Annotated in this window: 14 protein-coding genes; 8 read left to right on the forward strand and 6 right to left on the reverse strand. The window is 73.6% G+C overall.

Annotated features, from left to right (window positions below; all coding sequences use genetic code 11):
- Positions 1 to 10: 10 nt before the first annotated feature.
- Both AB0J67_RS20890 and AB0J67_RS20895 read right to left on the reverse strand, forming a co-directional pair.
- The gene (locus tag AB0J67_RS20890) at positions 11 to 1,330 is read right to left on the reverse strand and encodes an MFS transporter (protein ID WP_363485057.1); all 1,320 of its coding nucleotides are present in this window, start codon (positions 1,328 to 1,330) and stop codon (positions 11 to 13) included.
- A gap of 262 nt (positions 1,331 to 1,592) precedes the next feature.
- A complete protein-coding gene (locus AB0J67_RS20895) occupies positions 1,593 to 2,186 on the reverse strand; it encodes a TetR/AcrR family transcriptional regulator (RefSeq protein ID WP_363485058.1) in 594 nt (197 codons plus the stop codon).
- Between the two features lie 282 nt (positions 2,187 to 2,468).
- On the opposite strand from AB0J67_RS20895, the gene AB0J67_RS20900 reads away from it, so the two are divergent.
- Entirely contained in the window at positions 2,469 to 3,521 is a 1,053-nt protein-coding gene (locus tag AB0J67_RS20900; RefSeq protein WP_363485059.1) for a beta-ketoacyl-ACP synthase III, read from the forward strand.
- Between the two features lie 64 nt (positions 3,522 to 3,585).
- Here the strand turns inward: AB0J67_RS20900 and AB0J67_RS20905 are convergent, their stop codons facing one another.
- Positions 3,586 to 4,215, reverse strand: coding sequence for a helix-turn-helix domain-containing protein (locus AB0J67_RS20905; protein ID WP_363485060.1), 630 nt, complete (start codon positions 4,213 to 4,215; stop codon positions 3,586 to 3,588).
- A 179-nt stretch (positions 4,216 to 4,394) separates the two neighbouring features.
- Between AB0J67_RS20905 and AB0J67_RS20910 the strand changes: the two genes are divergently transcribed.
- Genes AB0J67_RS20910 through atzF form a run of 5 tightly spaced genes read left to right on the forward strand, consistent with a single transcriptional unit; the run spans position 4,395 to position 12,712 of the window.
- Positions 4,395 to 5,981, forward strand: a complete 1,587-nt coding sequence (locus AB0J67_RS20910) for an amino acid permease (RefSeq protein ID WP_363485061.1) — start codon at positions 4,395 to 4,397, stop codon at positions 5,979 to 5,981.
- Positions 5,978 to 6,814: an urea amidolyase associated protein UAAP1 gene (locus tag AB0J67_RS20915; protein WP_363485062.1), complete on the forward strand. Its 837-nt coding sequence runs from the start codon at positions 5,978 to 5,980 to the stop codon at positions 6,812 to 6,814. Before AB0J67_RS20910 ends, AB0J67_RS20915 begins: the two co-directional genes overlap by 4 nt.
- Positions 6,811 to 7,452, forward strand: a complete 642-nt coding sequence (locus tag AB0J67_RS20920) for an urea amidolyase associated protein UAAP2 (protein ID WP_363485063.1) — start codon at positions 6,811 to 6,813, stop codon at positions 7,450 to 7,452. Before AB0J67_RS20915 ends, AB0J67_RS20920 begins: the two co-directional genes overlap by 4 nt.
- Before the next feature lie 29 nt (positions 7,453 to 7,481).
- Positions 7,482 to 11,048, forward strand: coding sequence for an urea carboxylase (gene uca / locus AB0J67_RS20925; protein ID WP_363485064.1), 3,567 nt, complete (start codon positions 7,482 to 7,484; stop codon positions 11,046 to 11,048).
- Positions 11,045 to 12,712 carry an allophanate hydrolase gene (gene atzF, locus AB0J67_RS20930; protein WP_363485065.1) on the forward strand — a complete coding sequence of 556 codons (1,668 nt, stop codon included), beginning with the start codon at positions 11,045 to 11,047 and terminating at the stop codon, positions 12,710 to 12,712. Before uca ends, atzF begins: the two co-directional genes overlap by 4 nt.
- Positions 12,713 to 12,722: 10 nt before the next feature.
- Here the strand turns inward: atzF and AB0J67_RS20935 are convergent, their stop codons facing one another.
- Both AB0J67_RS20935 and AB0J67_RS20940 read right to left on the reverse strand, forming a co-directional pair.
- Entirely contained in the window at positions 12,723 to 13,382 is a 660-nt protein-coding gene (locus AB0J67_RS20935) for an MSMEG_1061 family FMN-dependent PPOX-type flavoprotein (protein ID WP_363485066.1), read from the reverse strand.
- Positions 13,383 to 13,554: 172 nt separating this feature from the next.
- Complete coding sequence (locus AB0J67_RS20940) at positions 13,555 to 14,397, reverse strand: alpha/beta hydrolase (protein ID WP_363485067.1); 843 nt, start codon at positions 14,395 to 14,397, stop codon at positions 13,555 to 13,557.
- A gap of 90 nt (positions 14,398 to 14,487) precedes the next feature.
- Between AB0J67_RS20940 and AB0J67_RS20945 the strand changes: the two genes are divergently transcribed.
- On the forward strand, positions 14,488 to 15,048 hold the full coding sequence (locus tag AB0J67_RS20945) for a TetR family transcriptional regulator C-terminal domain-containing protein (RefSeq protein ID WP_363485068.1): 561 nt from the start codon (positions 14,488 to 14,490) through the stop codon (positions 15,046 to 15,048).
- 37 nt (positions 15,049 to 15,085) lie between these two features.
- Here AB0J67_RS20945 and AB0J67_RS20950 read toward each other — a convergent pair whose 3' ends face one another.
- Entirely contained in the window at positions 15,086 to 15,712 is a 627-nt protein-coding gene (locus AB0J67_RS20950) for a hypothetical protein (protein ID WP_363485069.1), read from the reverse strand.
- A 514-nt stretch (positions 15,713 to 16,226) separates the two neighbouring features.
- Between AB0J67_RS20950 and AB0J67_RS20955 the strand changes: the two genes are divergently transcribed.
- Positions 16,227 to 16,754 carry an FBP domain-containing protein gene (locus AB0J67_RS20955; protein ID WP_363485070.1) on the forward strand — a complete coding sequence of 176 codons (528 nt, stop codon included), beginning with the start codon at positions 16,227 to 16,229 and terminating at the stop codon, positions 16,752 to 16,754.
- Positions 16,755 to 16,863 lie beyond the last annotated feature (109 nt).

Genomic DNA, 16,863 nt, shown 5'->3' on the forward strand with positions numbered 1-16,863 from the left:
CCGCGGCGGTTCACCGGGCCAGGCGCTGCCGGTCGCGGTCGGGGTCGACGAGGGTGATCGCGGCGGTCCCGCCCAGCAGGAGCACGGCGGCCGAGATCAGGACCGCGTGCTGGTATCCGGCCGCCCCGTGGGTGTCGACCAGGCGGCCGACCAGGATGGGGGCGATCAGGCCGGCGGTGGTCACGACGCCGTTCATGATGCCGAGGGCTCCGCCGCGGCGGGCGGCCGGCGCGATCTCCGCGACGGTGGTGACCGCGATGGTCGCCATCACGCCGCAGATCCCGAAGGCGGCGATCAGCAGCAGCACGGTGTGCGGGCCGCTCGGGGCGGCGGTCAGGGCGAGGCAGCCGGCCGCGCTGACGAGCAGGGTGATGCCGCCGACCCGGGCTCGGGCCCAGCGGCTGCCGGCGCCGCGTCGCAGCAGCCATCCGGTCAGCCCGGCCTGGCCGAGCAGGGCCATGGCGTTGACCGCCCACAGCAGCGCCACCAGGTTGGCCGAGGCGGTTGTGGAGTAGCCCAGCCCGTCGTGCAGATAGGAGGGCAGCCAGGCGACGGTCAGCGCGACCATCCAGTAGGTGGCGAAGTAGGCGGCGGTGACGCCGATCCAGGAGCGGGTGGCGAGGATGCGCCGGTAGCCGACGGTGTCGGGGGTCGGCTCGCCGGCTCCGGCGGCCGGGTCGGCGGGGGTGTCCGGGCCGGTCGCGACCGCGTACCGGCCCTCCCTGCCGACGAAGATCCACACCAGCGCCCACAGCACGCCGGCGACGGCCACCACCCCGAACGCGGACCGCCAGCCGTGCTCGGTGATCACCCAGGTCAGCCCGGGCGCGGCGAGCACGACACCGAACGTGGTGCCCGCGGTGACCAGCGCGCTGGGCAGGTTGCGCCCGCTGTTCGGGAACCACGACAGGGCGGTCTGCTGGGCGATCGGGAACGCGGGGCCTTCGGCCGCGCCGAGCATGATGCGGGAGGCGAACAGCATGGCCGCGCCCGCGCCCAGCGCCAGCGGCGCCTGTGACACCGACCAGAGCAGGACCATGCCCAGCAGCAGCCAGCGCGGGCGCACCCGGTCGGCCAGCAGCCCGCCGACCGCACCGAAGATGGAGAACAGCAGGAAGAAGGCGCTGTTCGCGGTGCCGAACTGGGTCGCGGACAGCCCCAGGTCCGCCCGGATCGGCTCGGCGGCCAGGCCGAGGATCGACTTGTCCGCAAAGTTGATCATCATGAAGGCGACGAGCAGCCCGGTGACGATCCACGCGCGGCGGCGGTCGTCCGGCGCCTTCGACAAGGGTCTTACGGGCGTGGCGGGTGCGACTTCGGTGTCGGTCACGGCTGCTCCGCGGTGGCTGCGATGGACGGGGGGCGCGAGCGGGCGGTCAGGGGCGGGCACCGGCGACGGCAGCGGCCGACACCGGCGTGCACGACTCCACGAGTGGTCACGTCCACGTGACCCCCGACACACGCTAATTCGTAACCGGAAGTATCGTTATTGGCGTACACCCGCGCAAGGGCCAGCCGGAAAAATCCGCCAGGCAGGGTCGGGGCATCAGCTCAGCAGCCCGAGCACCCGCGGGAGCGGTCGCGCCACCGCATCAGGCGCGCGAGCCCACGGCGCGAGCGATCATGTCGGCCAGGTCCGCGGCGAACCGTGCGTCGGGCACCTGCTGCTCGATCATCAGCCGGTAGACCAGGGGCGCCGCCACCAGCGTGGCCGCCGCCCGCACATCGACGTCGGCGCGCACGTCTCCGCGCGCGATACCCCGCTCCAGGATCTTCCTCGTCTCACCCATGGTCCGGGAGACGTACCGCTCGTAGGCGCCGCGCACGGCGCCGTCCTCCTCCACCGCCGCGATCAGCCCCGCCATCACTCTGGCCGTCCCCGGGATCCGGTAGACGTCGAGCCGTGCGTCCAGCACCGCCCGCAACTCGGCGCGGAAGTCGCCCAGATCAGGCACGCTGAGCACCCCGATCCGGGTCTCGGCCGCCGCGAGGATGAGATCGTGCTTGCCCGGCCAGCGCCGGTAGATGGCGGGCTTGCTCACCCCGGCACGGGCGGCCACCGCGTCCATCGTGACCGCGGACAGTCCCTGCTCGGTCATCAGCTCCAGGACCGCGGACAGCACCGCGCCCGTGACGTGCTCATGACGCGGGCGCCCCGGCCCTCGCTCCACCCGTGCACCCGCCATGCCCGAAGCCTACGGGTCGGGGGGACCCGCATCGCGCCGCGCCCGCACGGCCTGCCCGGGCTCGTGACGTTCCCGGCGGCCGCGGATTCGGGGCGGCCAGGCACTTGCCGCGGCCCCACCGAATAACGGTACGCTCGGTAACGTATTCGCCGTCGCGGCGGCACACGCTTACCATTCACGGTCAAGTCGCCGTGGCCGGACCGACCGCCCGGGACCGCCGGCCGTCGCGACAACCACCCCTCCCCCGCGGAGCATCTCCGCACGAGCCAGGAGCCGTAGCCGATGCCAGCACAGACACCGCCGCAGCGCCCTCCGCACGGGCAGGTGCCGGCCAGGCGGGAGATCGCCGCCCCCGACCAGGCGTCACCCGCCCGGATCCTCGGCCTCGGGGCGTACCGGCCGCGCCGGGTCATCACCAACGAGGAGCTCTGCACCTGGCTCGACTCGTCCGACGAATGGATCAGGACACGGTCCGGGATCACCGAACGCCGCTGGGCCGAACCCGACGACACACTGGCGGCCATGTCCGTCCAGGCGTCCGCCGCGGCGCTGGCCGACGCCGGGATCGCCGCCGCCGACGTCGGCTGCGTGATCGTGGCCACGGTGTCGCATCTGGAGCAGACTCCGGCGCTCGCCCCGCGCATCGCCCACCAGCTCGGCGCCGTCGGCGCCGCTGCCTTCGACATCTCGGCCGGGTGCGCCGGGTTCTGCCACGGCGTGGCGCTCGGCCGGGACATGGTCCACGGCGGCAGCGCCCGCTACGTCCTGGTCATCGGCGCGGAACGGCTGACCGACCTCATCGACAAGACCGACCGGGCGACGGCGTTCATCCCCGGCGACGGCGCGGGCGCCGTGGTGATCGGCCCGGCGTCACGACCGGGCATCGGCCCCGTCGTGTGGGGCGCCGACGGCAGCCTGGCCGGCGTGATCAGCCAGACCCGCGACTGGAAGGCGTTCGCCGACGACCCCACCGGCCCCCGCCCCTACTGGCAGATGTCGGGGCAGCAGGTGTTCCGCTGGGCGTCCTACGAGATGGCGCCGGTGGCACAGCGGGCGTTGCAGGCCGCCGGCATCACCGCCGACGAACTCGACGCGTTCATCCCGCACCAGGCCAACATGCGGATCATCGACACCATGGTCAAGGCGCTCAAGCTCCCCGCGGACGTGCCGGTGGCGCGTGACATCGCCCAGGCGGGCAACACCTCGGCCGCGTCGATCCCCTTGGCGATGGAGCGCATGCGACGCGACGGCGAAGCCCCCCGCGGCGGGACAGCCCTGCTGATCGGCTTCGGCGCCGGCCTGTCCTACGCCGCACAGGTCGTGACGCTGCCGTAGCGTCCGGGCACGAAGACCGTCGAACCCGACCGCGGCGTTCGCAGCGGGCGGCGCAGGTCTGCGGTCAGTGCCCGGCCGGGTCCGCCCCGACGGTACGCAGCACCGCCGCCGCCACTGCCCGCTGCAGCTGCTCCGGCGGCGCGGCGGGCAGGTCCCGGCGCATGCCGATGACGCTCTCCACGAGCCCGAACACGAGATCGCCGAGAAAGGCGTCGGCGCCCGCCGGGGCGGCTGCGGCCGTGAGCACGCGGTATGCCTGGCGCAGCCGGGCACGCTCGGCGCGGAAGCGGTTGAACGGCTCGGCGGCGACCTCGGGCAGGGCGTACAGGATGCCGATGTTCCAGCGGGCGGTGAGCAGGACGCCGACGTCGTACCTCGCCAGCTCGTGCAGGGCGGCGGCCGGGTGCATGCCCTGCCGCTCGAGGTCGGCGGCGTAGTCCAGGGACGGGCGGACCGTCGCCTCCAGCAGTTCGGCGAGGATCTGCTCCTTGTTGTCGAAGTGGTAGTACAGCGAGGCCTGCCGGATGCCGACGGCCTCGGCGATGAGCCGGGTCGACGTGGCCGCGTAGCCGCGCTGGGCGAACAGTTCCGCGGCCGCGTCGAGGATCTCCTCGCGGGCGGTGGCCGCGGGCAGGCGGCGGGTCCCGGAGCGGGGGCGGCCGACGGTGGCGGGCTGCGGCTTCACATCCCGCATCGTCGCATCCCGGCCGGGCCGGGCCGCTCACTGCCCGTTGGTTGCCGTGGTGAGGCTCCGGCAATCGAGGTTTTACCCGCAGAGGACACTGCCGGACACGCCTTCGCATAAATCTGTCGCTCGACAGGTATTGGCGGTCGGCGGGTTCAGCATCCGCCGCCGAAAACGAGGAGGCGGCCATGTCCCCCACCCCCGCTCCCCCGGCGCCGCCCCCGGTCGCCGCGACCGGCCCGCGCACGGACGCCGCGGACCTGCGCGGCTTCGGGTACGAGCCCGAGCTGCGCCGCAGCATCGGCAGTTACGCGTCGTTCGCCGCCGGGTTCTCGTTCGTCTCGATCCTCACGACGGTCTTCCAGCTGTTCGCGTTCGGATTCTCCTTCGGCGGGCCGGCCTTCTTCTGGACCTGGCCGCTGGTGTTCGCCGGGCAGTTCATGGTGGCGCTCACCTTCGCGGAGCTGGCCGCGCGCTATCCGATCTCCGGCTGCATCTACCAGTGGTCACGGCGGCTGTCCACCCCGGCGGTCGGCTGGTTCGCCGGCTGGGTGATGATCATCGCGCAGACGGTGACCGTCGCGGCCGCGGCGATCGCGCTGCAGGTGGTGCTCCCGTCGATCTGGTCCGGCTTCCAGCTCGTCGGCGGCGACCCGTCGCTGACCTCGCCCACCGGGGCGACCAACGCCGTCATCCTCGGCTCGATCCTCATCGGACTGACCACCCTGGTCAACGTCATCGGCGTACGCCTCATGGCGATCATCAACAGCACCGGGGTGACCCTGGAGATCGTCGGCGTGGTCGCGGTGGTGGTGCTGCTGCTGGTCAACGCCGAGCGCGGACCGGCCGTCGTGCTCGACACCGGCGGCGCCGGCTCGGGCTTCGGCTACGTCGGCGCGTTCCTGGTGTCGGCGCTGATGGCCGCGTACGTGGTGGTGGGCTTCGACAGCGCCGGGGAGCTCAGCGAGGAGACCCGCGATCCGCGCCACACGGCACCGCGCACGATCCTGCGGGCGCTGGCCGCCTCGGGCATCGGCGGCGGCCTGATGCTGCTGGTGGCGCTGATGGCGGCGCCGAGCCTGACCGACGGGCGGCTGGCCACCGAGGGCCTGCCCTACGTCCTGATGAGCCGCCTGGGCGAGACCGGCGGGCGCATCCTGCTGATCGACGTCGCGATCGCGGTGGTGGTCTGCACCCTGGCCATCCAGACCGCGGGCAGCCGCATGGTCTTCTCGATGGCCCGCGACGGCGTGCTGCCGTTCTCCGCCGCGCTGCGCAAGGTGTCGCCGCGCACCGGGGCCCCGGCGCTGCCCGCGATCGTCGTCGGGGTCGGCGCGGTCGCGGTGCTGTTCGTCAACATCGGGCAGGCGGCGCTGTTCACGGCGCTCACCAGCGTCTGCATCGTCATGCTGTACATGGCGTACGCGCTGGTCACGGTGCCGCTGCTGGTCCGCAGGAGCAAGGGCTGGCCGCGCGGGGAGGACGCCGCCGCCACCGAGCGCGGCGGCAGGCTGTTCTCCCTGGGCCGGTGGGGCATGGCCGTCAACGTGCTGGCCGTGCTGTACGGCATCGGCATGATCCTCAACCTGGGCTGGCCCCGGCAGGAGGTCTACGACCCGTCCGGCGAGCACTGGTACCTGCACTACTTCTCGCTGCTGTTCGTCGGCGGCTCACTGGTGGTCGGTGCACTGGTGTACCAGCGCTACCGCACCCGGACCAGCGGGTCGCTGCTGCGGCTGCCGGTGGCCGCCGTCGCCGAGGGGGAGGCCGCGTGACCGGCTCGACCGCCACCACCGCCGGGGCGCGGGCCCACGCCCGCGCCCAGGGCGGCACCGTCGTGGCCTGCATGCCGACCGTGCCCGCCACCGGGCTCGCCGAGCCGCCGGAGGGTGTCGACGCCGCGGACCTCGTCTGGGCGGAGACCGTTCCCGGCGGCGGGTACGCCGGCCGGCGCCTGGCCGCCGGGACGGCGCTGCGGCTGACCGATCTCGACGGCGACGCCTGCGTGTCGGTGCTGCTGTTCAGCGCCGACGAGCCGTGGGAGCGGCTCAACGTCGCCGACACGGTCAAGGTGCTGTGGCAGGCGTACGTCGGCGAGGGGCACCTGCTGCTGTCCGATCAGGGGCGGGTGCTCGCCTCGGTCACCGCCGCCGCGCCCGGCCGCTCCGACACGTTCTGCGGCACGTCCACGCTGCTGCGCAACACCGAGCGCTACGGCGACGGCACCGCGCACGGCCCCTCCCCCGCCGGCCGGGAGCTGTTCACGCTGGCCGCGGCCAAGCACGGGCTGACCCGGCGGGATCTGCCGCCGAGCATCTCGTTCTTCCAGGGCGTGCGCGTCGACGACGACGGGGCGTTCGGCTGGCTGGGTTCGGCCGGTGCCGGGGGCGTCGTGCAGTTGCTCACCGAGATGCCGGTCGTCGTGCTGCTGGTCAACGTGCCGCACCCGCTGGATCCGCGGCCGGCCTACACCTGCACTCCGGTGCAGGTGCGGGCCTGGCGGGGCCGTCCGACCGCGCCGGGCGACCCGCTGTGGACGCGTACGCCGGAGGGCGAGCGCGCGTTCGGCAACACCGTCGACCATCGCACCGCCCGGGGGCTGTCGTGACCGTGTCCACCGCCGCACCGGCCCTGGTGCCCGGCACCGTCGTGCTCGACGAGACGGTGCCCGCCCGGGCACCGTGGTCGGCGGTCGTGCGCCGCGGGCAGGTGCTGACCATCGTCGACCTGCACGGCAACCAGGCCGTCGACTGCCTGCTGTACCACGCCGACGACACCGCCGAGCGCTACTCGGCGCCGGACACGATGGTTGCCCAGGGCGGCATCTTCCTGACCACGGGCAGCGTGCTGCGCTCGTCGGAGGGGCGGGCGCTGATGACCGTGGTCGCCGACGAGGTGGGCCGGCACGACACCGTCGGGGGCGCGTGCAGCCGCGAGTCGAACACGCTGCGCTACGGCCACCACACCGCGCACCAGCACGCCTGCGTCGAGAACTTCCTCGCCGAGGGGTCGCGCTGGGGCCTGGGCAAACGGGACCTGGTCAGCAACATCAACTGGTACATGAACGTGCCGGTCGACCCGGACGGCAGCCTCGGCATCGTCGACGGGATCTCGGCGCCCGGCCTGCGGGTGGCGCTGCGGGCCGATATGGACGTGCTGGTGCTGGTGTCGAACTGCCCGCAGGTCAACAACCCGTGCAACGGCTTCGATCCGACCCCGGTGCGCATGGTCGTCACCGCGCCCTGAGCCGCCGCTTTCCCTCCGAGAGGCCCGCCATGTTCGACACCCTGCTCGTCGCCAACCGCGGCGAGATCGCCTGCCGAGTCATCCGCACCGCCGCGCGGCTCGGGCTCAAGACCGTCGCCGTGTTCGCCGACCCCGACCGCGCCGCCCCGCACGTGCGGATGGCCGACGCCGCCGTGCACCTCGGCCCGGCCCCGGCCAGGGACAGCTACCTGCGGGTGGACCGGGTGCTGGAGGCGGCGCTGTCGACCGGGGCCGGGGCCGTGCACCCCGGGTACGGGTTCCTGTCGGAGGACGCCGGGTTCGCCGCCGCGGTCGAGGACGCCGGGCTGGTGTTCGTCGGCCCCACGCCGCAGCAGCTCACCGCGTTCGGGGCCAAACACACCGCCCGTGAGCTGGCCCGCGCCGCGGGGGTGCCGATGATCGAGGGCACCGGGCTGCTGTCGGGGCTGGCGGAGGCCCTGACCGCCGCCGAGGGCATCGGCTATCCGGTGATGGTCAAGGCGACCGGTGGCGGCGGGGGCATCGGCATGCGGGCCTGTCACACGCCGCAGGAGCTGGCCGCGGCCTACGAGCAGGTGGAGCGCCTGGCCGTGGCGAGCTTCGGCAGCGGTGGGGTGTTCCTGGAGCGGTTCGTGTCGCAGGCCCGCCACGTCGAGGTGCAGGTGTTCGGCGACGGCCTGGGCCGCGTGGTCGTGCTCGGCGACCGCGACTGCAGCCTGCAGCGCCGCAACCAGAAGGTGATCGAGGAGGCGCCCGCGCCGGGTCTGCCCGACGCGGTCCGCCGGCGGCTGCACGCCTCGGCCGCGGCGCTGTGCGCGTCGGTGGACTACCGCTCGGCGGGCACGGTGGAGTTCGTGTACGACGCCGTACGGGAACAGGCGTCGTTTTTGGAGGTCAACGCCCGGTTGCAGGTGGAGCACCCGGTGACCGAGCAGGTGTTCGGCGTCGACCTGGTCGAGTGGATGCTGAGGCTGGCGCAGGGCGACCGGGGCGTCGTGGAGACCCCGCTGCGCCCGGCCGGGGCGGCGGTCGAGGCGCGGGTCTACGCCGAGGACCCGACGCAGGGCCACCGGCCCAGCGCCGGGCTGGTCACCCGGGCCGAGTTCCCCGCCTCGGCCCGCGTTGACGGATGGGTCGAGGCCGGCACGGAGGTCAGCACCTTCTACGACCCGATGCTGGCCAAGGTGATCGTCACCGGCGCGACCCGGGACGAGGCGTTCGCGCGGCTGCGCGACGCGCTCGCGGCGACCCGGGTCGACGGCGTCGAGACGAACCTGGGTCTGCTGCGGGCCGCCGCGGGCCACACCGCCGTCCTGGCCGCGCGGCACAGCACCGCGACGCTGGCCGAGGTGTCCGACGGCGAGCCGCGCGTCGTCGTCGAGCGGCCGGGCACCCTGACCACGGTGCAGGACTGGCCCGGCCGGACCGGGCTGTGGGAGGTCGGGGTGCCGCCGTCAGGCCCGATGGACGACCGGTCGTTCCGGTTGGGCAACCGGTCGCTGGGCAACCCCGAGGGCGCCGCGGGGCTGGAGTGCACCGTGGACGGCCCGGCGCTGCGCTTCACCGCCGCCACCACCGTCTGCGTCACCGGTGCGGCGGTGCCGGTGACCGTCGACGGCACGCCGGTGCCCTGCTGGGAGCCGGTCGAGGTGCCGGCCGGAGCGGTCCTGGACGTGGGCCGCGCGACCGCCGGGTTGCGGGCGTACGTCCTGGTCGCGGGCGGGTTCGACGTGCCCCGGTATCTGGGCAGCGCGGCGACGTTCACCCTCGGCCAGTTCGGCGGCCACGGCGGCCGGGCGCTGCGCGTCGGCGACGTGCTGCGGGCCGGCGTGCCGACCGGGCCGGTCGCCGGGCCGGTCCCGCCGGGCGAGCGGCCGGTGATCGGCACCGAGTGGGAGCTCGCCGTCACCGAGGGGCCGCACGCCGCGCCGGAGTTCTTCCTGCGCGAGGACATCGAGGAGTTCTACGCCGCACGGTGGCAGGTGCACTTCAACTCCGCCCGCACCGGGGTGCGCCTGGTCGGTCCCAAGCCGCGCTGGGCCCGTGCCGACGGCGGCGAGGCCGGGCTGCACCCGTCGAACATCCACGACACGCCGTACTCGGTCGGTGCGGTCGACTTCACCGGCGATGTGCCGATCCTGCTCGGCCCGGACGGACCGAGCCTGGGCGGATTCGTCTGCCCGGCCACCGTCGTCACCGCCGAGCGGTGGAAGCTGGGCCAGCTCAGCCCCGGCGACACCGTGCGGTTCACGCCGGTCGGCGACGACACCGCCGCCGCGCTGCGCACCGACCGCACGGGGCCGGTGCCGCTGCTGCCGCCCGGCGCAGGCGACGACGGCGTGCTGGCCCGCCGGGAGCCGACCGACGCCGGACCGGCGGTCACCTACCGGCGCAGCGGCGACGACAACCTGCTCGTCGAGTACGGCCCGATGACCCTCGACCTGGGTCTGCGGATGCGCGCCCACGCGCTCATGCAACGGCTGCGCGCCGCAGGGCAGCCCGGCGTCGTCGACCTGACCCCGGGCATCCGGTCGCTGCAGATCCATGTCGACCCGGACGTGCTGCCGGTGCGGCGCCTGCTCGGCCTCGTCCGCGGCCTGGAGGACGAGCTGCCCGCGACGTCCGCGCTGGCGGTGCCCAGCCGCGTGGTGCACCTGCCGCTGTCCTGGGACGACCCGGCCACCCGCGAGGCGACCGCCCGCTACATGGCCGGGGTGCGCGACGACGCGCCCTGGTGCCCGTGGAACATCGAGTTCATCCGCCGCGTCAACGGGCTGGACGCCGTCGACGACGTGTACCGCACCGTGTACGACGCCAGCTACCTGGTGCTGGGCCTGGGGGACGTGTACCTCGGCGCGCCCGTCGCGACGCCGCTGGACCCGCGGCACCGGCTGGTGACGACGAAGTACAACCCCGCCCGGACCTGGACACCGGAGAACGCCGTCGGCATCGGCGGCGCCTACCTGTGCGTCTACGGCATGGAGGGGCCCGGCGGCTACCAGTTCGTCGGCCGCACCGTGCAGGTGTGGTCGCGGTGGCGCCAGTCCGGCGGCTTCGAGCCGGGCTCGCCGTGGCTGCTGCGCCACTTCGACCGGATCTCCTGGTATCCGGTCGGCGCCGAGGAGCTGCTGGATCTGCGCGCCGACGTCGCCGCCGGACGCCACGACCTGCGTATCGAGGACGGCGTGTTCCGGCTGGCCGACCATGAGCGGTTCCTGGCCGACAACGCCGCGGCCATCGCCGGGTTCCGCGCCCGGCAGGCGGCGGCGTTCGCGGCCGAGCGCGACGCCTGGGCCGCGGCCGGCGAGTTCGACCCCCGGCCCGAGCCCGACGCCCCGGCCGCGACCGCGACCGTGCCGGTGCCCGACGGCGGCGCGCTGGTCCAGGCGCCGATGCTGTCCAGCGTGTGGCGGGTGGACGTGCGCCCCGGCGACCGGGTCAGCGCCGGGCAGCCGCTGCTGGCGCTGGAGGCCATGAAGCTGGAGACCGTGATCGTCGCCCCGCAGGACGGCGAGGTCACCGACGTCCTCGTCACCCCCGGGTCTCAGGTGGCCCCGGGCAGCCCGCTGCTCGTACTCGCCGGGAGGAACCGATGACCCCGCAGGACCGCGTACGCGACGCGTACGCCCGGCTCGCCCGCGGCGAGCGCCCCGAAGCGTGGATCACGCTGCGCGCCGAGGCCGACGTGCTGGCCGACGCCGCCGCGCTGGAGCAGCGGCTGGCGGCGGGTGAGCGGCTGCCGCTGGCGGGGTCGCTGCTGGCGGTCAAGGACAACATCGACGTCGCCGGGCTGCCCACCACCGCCGGCTGCCCGGACTACGCGTACCTGCCCGACCGCAGCGCCTCGGCGGTGCAGCGGCTGGTCGACGCGGGCGCGCTGGTGCTCGGCAAGACCAACCTGGACCAGTTCGCCACCGGCCTGGTCGGCACCCGCAGCCCGTACGGTGCCGTGCGCGACGTCCGCGATCCGGCGCGGGTGTCGGGCGGGTCCAGTTCCGGTTCGGCCGTCGTGGTGGCGCTGGGCATCGCCGACCTGGCGCTGGGCACCGACACCGCCGGGTCCGGGCGGGTGCCCGCCGCGTACCAGGGCGTCGTCGGGGTGAAACCTACCCGTGGCCTGGTCCCCACCGACGGGGTGGTGCCCGCCTGCCGCAGCTTCGACTGCGTCACCGTGTTCGCCCGCACCCTCACCGCCGCCCAGCAGGCCATGTCCATCATGAGCGAGCCCGCCGGGCGGGCGTGGCCCACCGATGCGCCGGTGGCCGCGCCGCCCGCACCCGTGGTCGCGGTGCCCGACCGCGCCGAACTGGTCGGCATGTCCGAACCGTGGCTCGACGCGTTCGAGCAGGCCGTCCAGACCCTGGCCAAGGCCGGGGCGCGCCTGCGGCCGATCCGGCTGGCGCCGTTCCTGGCCGCCGCACGGCTGCTCTACGGCGGCGGCTTCGTCGCCGAGCGGTACGCCGCCGTCGGCGCGTTCCTCGACGGGCGGCCCGCCGGCGCCGATCCGACCGTCGCCGGGATCATCACCGCCGCGCGAGACGTGCCCGCGCACGTGCTGGTCGCCGACACCGAACGCCTGGAGCGGCTGCGGGAGGAGGCGATGGCCGAGTGGGGCGACGCCGACGCGCTGCTGCTGCCGACGGCCCCGATCCACCCCACGATCGCGCAGGTCGCCGCCGACCCGGTGGGCGTCAACGCGCTGGTGGGCACGTACACCAACTTCTGCAACCTGTTCGACCTCGCCGCGGTCGCCGTCCCGGCCGGGGAGGTCGAGGGCGGGCACTTCGGCGTGCAGGTCATCGCCCGTGGTTTCGCCGACGCCGTCGCCACCGACGTCGCGGCGCTGATCCTGGGTGAGACCGCGCCCGAACCGTCGGCCGGTGGGCTGCCGCTGCTGGTCGTCGGCGCGCACCTGACCGGCGAGCCGCTCAACGGCCAGCTCACCGCGGTCGGTGGCCGGCTCGCCGCCCAGGTCCGCACCGCGCCGGAGTATCGCCTCCACGCGCTGGCGACGCAGCCGCCCAAGCCCGGCCTGCTGCGCGTCGGCGCGGGCGGCGGCAGCATCGAGGGCGAGGTGTGGCTGCTGTCCCCCGCGGCGCTGGGCCGGTTCCTGGCCGCGCTGCCCGAGCCCATGACCCTCGGCAAGGTCCGCCTGGCCGACGGCAGCCTGGTTACCGGTTTCCTGTGCGAGCCCATCGCCGCCGCAGACGCCCCGGACATCACCGCGTACGGCGGCTGGCGGGCCTACCTGGCGTCCTGACGTGCGGCCGTCACTCGTAGCGGTACTTCAGGGCGTCCGCCTCCGTCTGCTCGATCTCGGCGATGGTCAGCTCCGGCATCCGCAGCTGGGCCAGCGTCACCTCGGCCGAGGTCGGCTGGGCGTCGGCCGGCAGCCACTGCTCCGGCTGCCAGACCCCGCCGCGCATCAGCGACTTGGGGCAGTGCGGGTAGACCTCGTCGATGCCCACCACCAGTGCGCTGGCCGGCGGCTTGCCCACGGCGGTCAGCTGCGACAGCAGGTCGGGGCGGGTGGAGACGCAGGCCCGGCCGTTCAGCCGCAGCGTCGTGGTGCGCCCGGGGATGACGAACAGCAGCCCGGCCCGCCCGGTCGCGATGATGTTCTGCAGGCTGTCCAGACGCTTGTTGCCCGTCGCGTCCGGTATCGCCACCGTCCGGGCGTCCAGGACGGAGACGAACCCGGCGGGGCCGCCGCGCGGGGAGACGTCGCAGTTGCCCGCGGCGTCGACGCTGGCGACCAGGACCAGCGACGAGCAGGCGATCAACTGTCGGGTCTGCTCGGTCAGTTCGGTCATCTGCTTGCGCACGGCCGCATCGCCCGGCATCGCGTACACCCGGCGCAGCGTCTCCTGGTCGGACACGGCGTCAAGGCGCAGCGAATCGAAGGCACTGACCGCAGGGGTGGGCGTCATGGGTCGACCCTAATGGACCGATGCGGCCCGCGGCCGACCCTGCGCGGTCCGCTCCCCGGCCGGCTCGCCCGATCCGCGCGCCGAGCCGGCCCGGTGCCGACGGGAACCGATCCGCCCGGACCGGTGCGAGGCCGGGTGACGTGCCGTCCCCGCCGGCTCGTGGACGCGCCGGCTACGCGGCGGCCTTGGTGATCGCGTGGATCTCGTCGGCCAGCGTGGTGAAGAGGTCGCTCGGGATCTCGTGACCCATCTTCGGGTACGTCAGCAGGCGGGAGCCGGGGATCGCGGCGGCGATGTCGCGGCTGGCCACCGGCCGGATCAGCGGATCGTCCTCGCCGTGGATGACGAGCACCGGCATGGTCAGCCGCCGCAGCTGCCTGGTCAGGTTGCCGGTGGTGCGCCCGGCGGCGAACTGGCGCTGGGTCGCGGCGTTGTCCAGGCCGCCGCGCTCGGCGCCGACGGCCGCGATGCGGCGGATGCGTTCCTCCTCGAACGGGCGGTGCGGCGACGACATCGCCCGGATGACGTCGACCTGCGCCTGGGTCCGGCCTGCGAGGTCGGACGGGTAGCGCTTGCCCGTGAGCTTGAACAGCGCGCCGAGCTTGAGCACCCGCATCGTGTTCCAGTTGCCGCCGACGCCGCCGCTCATGATGCAGGTCAGGCTCCGGACCCGCTGCGGCGCGTCGATCGCGACGACCTGGGCGATGGCCGAGCCCAGCGACGCGCCGGCGACATGGGCCGAGGCCCAGCCCAGCTCGTCCATGACGGCGAGGGCGTCGGCGGCCAGGTCGCGCGCGGTGTACTTCGTGCCGGGGCAGCGCGAGGACAGGCCGCTGTCGCGGTTGTCGAACCGGACCACGTGGAAGCCCCGCTCGGCGAGCTGCTCGCAGAACTCCTCCGGCCACCAGATCATCTGGAACGACAGACCCATGATGAGCAGCAGCGGCTCGCCTCCTGGCCGCCCGAACTCCTCGTAGGCGATGTCGACGTCGCCCCGTCGCACTGTCTTGATCATGTGCCGCCCTCCGCTTTGCAATACACTTGACATGCTAAACACCGCGGGGAACATTTCACAATGCAGTCGTATTGTCAAAGGGGTCACAGCTTGCCGAAGAAAGTGGACGCCGCCGAGCGGCGCCGAGCCATCGCCGAAGCCGTGTTCCGCGTCATCGAGACGACCGGCAGCGAGGCCGTGAGCCTGCGCGACGTCGCCGCCGAGGCCGGCGTCTCGATGGGCATGGTCCAGCACTACTTCGGCACCAAGGACGAGATGCTGATGTTCGCCCTCGACCACATGGGCGAGCGGGTCGGCCGCCGCCTGCAGGCCCGGCTCGCGGCCCTGCCTGATCCGACACCCAAGCAGGTCACCCGCGCGATGCTCACCGAGATGCTGCCGTCCACCAAGGAATCCCGGCAGGAGGCGGCGGTGTCGATCGCGTTCTTCAACCGCGCCGTCGCGACTCCGGCGTACGCCGCGGCGCTGCGCGACGGGTACCAGCGCCTGCTCAACCTGCTCGCCGCCCAGCTACCGCGCGACCGGCAGCACGAGGCGGACACCCTGTTCTTCCTGACGCAGGGCCTGCTCGGGCCGGTGCTGCTCGGCCACTTCACCGCCGAACAGGCGACGGCGCTGCTCGACGCCCAACTGGACCGGGCCTTCGCCTGACCGCTCCGCGGAACCTTCCCGCCACCGGCGAGACCTGTCAATGCGGCCGATGGGAAGCCTCGATGAGTTCACCATGGTCGTGGCGAGCTGCGGTCGTTCTCACCCAGGCGGCGACCTGCTGAGCGGTCTGCGTCGGTGTATCCGTTCCGGTGTGCAGGACGGTCGGGATGGTGGCGCGCAAGTGCGCGGCGAAGGCCAGGTGCTCGCCGATCGCGTGCTCTCGCCATGACGGCCTGGCCGCAAGCCTGGCGCGGCGCTGCTCGTCCGTGCAGTCCAGGACGGCGAAGTGAATCGGCCCGATCCAGCGCCGTGACGGCAACTCCACCAGCTGCTCGGGCATCAGTGGCCCCAGCAGGACCGTGCTGCGGCGCCCCTGTGCGATCCCGTGCGCGACACTCAGCCAGGCGTCGCGGAAAGCGTCCCAGGCGACCGATCCGTCGGTCTTCATCGGGTCGATCAGCCAGTCCACATCGAAGACCACGCACTCAGGCAGCGCAGCGGCCAGCGGCGCGAAGATCGCCGACTTTCCGGAACCGGACGCGCCGGTGACGACGTACAGCGGCTCGCGCCGGGCGGGTTCGGTCCAGCCGCAGCGCGAACAGACCGCGACATCGGCGGCGGGCTCCAGACCGACCGCAGGTTCACAACGCTGGCAGAAGTGCATACCGTGACTCTCCTCGATTGCGTGATCCCGAATGACTGTCAGACCGGCCGGATTCCCAGGCGCGGCGCGCATTCGCGCGGAAGCAGACCTGACAGCGTGCAGGTGCCGACCCGCTGCGCTACCGATCCGTCCGCTGCTCAGGCGGCTGGTCTGAACGCCCGGGTGATGTGCAGGTCGTATCCCACGCCGGCGATCATGGCAGAACCCGCGCCGCAGCGCCGAACCCGCCCGCACAGGTTCTCGCCACCGTCAAGTCGGCCGCGCCCGGGTTCGGCGATGGGACGCTCATTGACGCCAGGAACCGTGTCTCCCCTACTAACGCCATGTATCGATTCCTTTGCGCGCTCACCGGGCCGGGCCCGGTCGCGAGCGGTCGCGGGGAGATCGCGAAATCGGGTTGCCGGGTGTCGCGCGGCGCACGATTCTTGGCCTGGCGTCGCGGCCCCACCGGACCTCGGTCCCGCAGCGTCAAGACAACTGGCAGGCCATACCGGTCCGGCCCCTGACGGACAGGATGACGATGCAACCGCTGACCGCTGCCGAAATCCGCAACTGCCTGGCGAACACGTCGAAAGGCGAGGCGCAGCGGCTGACGCTGCCGGCGCCGCCGGAGCACCTCGCCTGGCCGGACCTGGACTTCCTCGGCTGGCGCGACGCCAAGGCACCGGGCCGGGCCTACCTGGTGACGCCGCTGGGTGCCACCGTCGTCGGGCTGGCGCTGAGCGCGACCGTGCCGCCTCGGTCGCTGATGCGGTCGAACATGTGCGGGTTCTGCCACACCCTGCACGACGCCGCGTCCATCGCCCTGTTCTCGGCGCGCCTGGCCGGCGTCGCCGGGCGCGCGGGCAACACGGCCGGGACCTACGCGTGCACCGACCTGGCCTGCTCGCTGTACATCCGCAACCTGCGCAAGCCGTTCCTGCCGCAGCCGCAGGAGACCATCACCGCACAGGAGCGCATCGACCGCCTACGGCTGAAGGTGACCGCGTTCGTCACCCGGGTGATCGAGCCCGACGCGTCGGGCTCGCGCCGGGCAGCGTGACCGCGGCGGGCCGGGATGGTGACCGCGCGGCGGCCGACGGTGCGCTTCCAGTGCCCGGCGACCTGGCTGCCGACGATGAGCACGCCGTTGTAGACGGGCCGATCCCAGC

Source organism: Catellatospora sp. NPDC049609, from assembly GCF_040675365.1.
Lineage (GTDB): Bacteria > Actinomycetota > Actinomycetes > Mycobacteriales > Micromonosporaceae > Catellatospora.

Bases quoted from the DNA above. Each gene is read 5' to 3' on its own strand.
- AB0J67_RS20905 (WP_363485060.1), bottom strand. From the start codon at position 4,215: ATGCGGGATGTGAAGCCGCAGCCCGCCACCGTCGGCCGCCCCCGCTCC.
- atzF (WP_363485065.1), top strand. From the start codon at position 11,045: ATGACCCCGCAGGACCGCGTACGCGACGCGTACGCCCGGCTCGCCCGC.
- AB0J67_RS20950 (WP_363485069.1), bottom strand. From the start codon at position 15,712: ATGCACTTCTGCCAGCGTTGTGAACCTGCGGTCGGTCTGGAGCCCGCC.
- AB0J67_RS20910 (WP_363485061.1), top strand. From the start codon at position 4,395: ATGTCCCCCACCCCCGCTCCCCCGGCGCCGCCCCCGGTCGCCGCGACC.
- uca (WP_363485064.1), top strand. From the start codon at position 7,482: ATGTTCGACACCCTGCTCGTCGCCAACCGCGGCGAGATCGCCTGCCGA.
- AB0J67_RS20940 (WP_363485067.1), bottom strand. From the start codon at position 14,397: ATGATCAAGACAGTGCGACGGGGCGACGTCGACATCGCCTACGAGGAG.
- AB0J67_RS20895 (WP_363485058.1), bottom strand. From the start codon at position 2,186: ATGGCGGGTGCACGGGTGGAGCGAGGGCCGGGGCGCCCGCGTCATGAG.
- AB0J67_RS20955 (WP_363485070.1), top strand. From the start codon at position 16,227: ATGACGATGCAACCGCTGACCGCTGCCGAAATCCGCAACTGCCTGGCG.
- AB0J67_RS20900 (WP_363485059.1), top strand. From the start codon at position 2,469: ATGCCAGCACAGACACCGCCGCAGCGCCCTCCGCACGGGCAGGTGCCG.
- AB0J67_RS20935 (WP_363485066.1), bottom strand. From the start codon at position 13,382: ATGACGCCCACCCCTGCGGTCAGTGCCTTCGATTCGCTGCGCCTTGAC.